Source organism: Agromyces salentinus, assembly GCF_009749395.1.
GTDB lineage: Bacteria > Actinomycetota > Actinomycetes > Actinomycetales > Microbacteriaceae > Agromyces > Agromyces salentinus.
In genome coordinates this window covers 1-2,472 of the sequence record NZ_WBIR01000036.1, presented here as the reverse complement: position 1 = coordinate 2,472, position 2,472 = coordinate 1, and the positions used below count along the sequence as shown (strand labels likewise).

Annotated in this window: 3 protein-coding genes; all 3 read right to left on the bottom strand. The window is 66.1% G+C overall.

Translation table 11 applies throughout. From position 1 onward, the window contains the following. Positions 1-679, bottom strand: a 679-nt coding sequence (locus GQQ95_RS19235) for a TIGR00266 family protein (protein WP_157429220.1), incomplete at its 3' end; no start/stop codon positions are given. Positions 680-850: 171 nt separating this feature from the next. Next, a complete protein-coding gene (locus GQQ95_RS19230) occupies positions 851-1,258 on the bottom strand; it encodes a RidA family protein (protein ID WP_157429219.1) in 408 nt (135 codons plus the stop codon). Between the two features lie 110 nt (positions 1,259-1,368). Next, positions 1,369-2,160, bottom strand: a complete 792-nt coding sequence (locus GQQ95_RS19225) for an NAD-dependent epimerase/dehydratase family protein (RefSeq protein WP_157429218.1) — start codon at positions 2,158-2,160, stop codon at positions 1,369-1,371. Between the last annotated feature and the right edge of the window lie 312 nt (positions 2,161-2,472).

The window sequence follows — 2,472 nt, the reverse complement described above, 5'->3', positions numbered from 1 at the left end:
GGTACGGTTCGATAGCCGCGGCGAGCTTCGCGGGCGACATCGACTGCAACCAGATCCGGCCCGGGCCGTGGATCTCGGCGAGGAAGAGCGAGTCACCGAAGAACTTGTTCTTGATGCCCTTGACCGAGGTGAATTCGAGGTTCATGTCGGCCTCGAACATCGCGAGGTGTCCGGGATGGATGAGCAGGGACTGACCGGCGGGCAGCTCGTACTCGGTGATCTCGCCGGCGAGCTGCACCCACGCGGTGCCGTTGCCGGACAGCTTCTGGAAGATCACGCCCGCACCGCCGAAGATGCCGGCACCGAGCTTCTTCTGCAACCCGACCGACACCTCCACGCCGGCCGTGCTCGCGGAGTACGACCCCTGCTGCACCATGAACGAGTCGGCCGCGTCGATATCGAGCTGACGGATGGTACCCGGCAGCTGCGCGGCGAACGCGAGTAGGCCGCCCTGCGCGGGCGCCGTGTACTCGGTCAGGAACAGCTGCGCGCCGCCGAGCACCCGCTTCAGGCCGCTCATGAACCCCCCGCCACCACCGGTGCCGTGCACGGTCGACGTGTCGAGGGCGAACCCGGGCGACATCCACGCCACGTCGCCACCCTCGGCCACGACCTTTTCCCCGGCCTCGAGATTCAATTCAAGGATCGGCATCGTCGTACCCGCAATAGTCGACTTCATGCTCTACAAGATAGACGCCACGACATTGCGCCGACGAGAACGAGACACGCAACTCCGGCCACCTCATCGGCGCAGCAGTGCTCGGGAGCAGCGGTGCTGCACCGCTAACAGTCAACCGACCTGAATAGCACCGTCCCGCAGACGGATCCGCTCGCGGGCATAACAGGCGGGTCAGTCGGTGACGGCTGCAATCGCCTCGATCTCGACGAGCTGGTCGTCGTATCCAAGGACCGTGACGCCGAAGAGGGTGCTGGGCACGTCGTGATCGCCGAACGCGTCCCGAACGACGTCCCAAGCGGCGACGAGATCGGACCGGTTCGAGGAAGCGACCAGGACGCGCGTGCTGATCACGTTCTCGATTCCTGCTCCGGCGGCCTCGAGCGCCGCCCTCATCGTTTCGATGCACCGCGAGGCCTGGGCCGAGTAATCGCCGACCGCGGCGATGGTCCCATCGTCTTCGAGAGGGCAGGCGCCGGCGAGAAAGATGTAGCGGGAGTCCTTCGGTGCTGTCGCTGCGTAGGCGTACTGGGCGACGTCGCTGAGTGTGCTGGATCGAATGAGTTCGACGGCGCTTCGCATGGGCCCATCGTGACATGGCGGCCAGCTCGCGGATTGTCCAGAGAGTCCGCGAGCGGATCCGTCATCGCCGCCCCGCGGCCGGCCGGCCCCGAGAACAGGTGTCAGGTCTGCTAGCGGCGCATCGGGTCGATCGAGTACGCGGGCGTTGCGTACGTCCCGCCTTGCGGTGTGCTCGGATCGATGTTCTCCGGGGCGCTCCACTGGGCGGCGTTGTCTTGGGGGGTGTATCCGGCCGCTGTCCCGGCGTCGAGGTCCCACCAGCGGTGGGAGTTGGCGGACACGGCGTAGAACACGGCCGTGGGCTCCGGCGTTGTCATGGCTGCGAGGAAGGCCCGCACGGCATCCGCAGGGCTCAGCCAGGTCCTCTGGTCGCGCGCGGAGGCCGGTTGCTGCTCGTAGCTCCCAATGCGTACAGAGATGGTTCTGAGGCCGAATTTGTCGGCGTACAGGCGACAGAGCGCTTCTCCGGCGACCTTGGATACCCCGTAGAAGCCGTCAGGCCGGGTGGGCATGTCGGGGGTGACATGGTCGCCGGCGGAGTACATGCCCGTCACGCGGTTGCTGCTGGCATAGACCACCCGGGGCGTCCCAGCACGCCGGGCGGCCTCGAGGACGTGATAAGTACCGATGATGTTCACCTCGGCGAGGTCGTGGAAGTCTGCCTCGTCGGCGATTCCACCGAGATGAATAACCCCGTCCGCTCCTTCAAGGAGCTGCACCAGGGACTCGAGATCGGCGAGGTCCAAGGTCATCACAGAGTCTCCTGGGCCGGCGGGTGCCGTTGAGCGGAGGTCGGTGGATACGAGATCGACCTGCAGGTCCACCAGAGCGGCACGAAGTGCGGTCCCAATGTTGCCTGCTGCACCCGTGATAACCCAGCGGCTTCCCGCGACGTTCGTCATGATCGGATGATAGGGCGGCGTCGGGAGGAACACTGCATCCATCGGCCTTACTAAAGGCTCGAGCCGTGCGTCATCGCACGCCCGCAAGCCGGTCGCGCGGCGGACTCCGGCTCGCCTCGCGGGGCGCGACGCAGGCGCCGTGTTCGAGATGCCCGTTTACCCCGCCCGGTGAGAACGCCCGCAGGGGTACGGCGGATTCTGATGATCGACGCAACAGGACAGGTGGTTGCAGGCTATCGGAGTGCTGGTTGCGGGGTGCGGTGTTCGTGTTTCAGGCGTCGTGCTGGGGTGTCGTAGTCGAGGGTCTTCCGT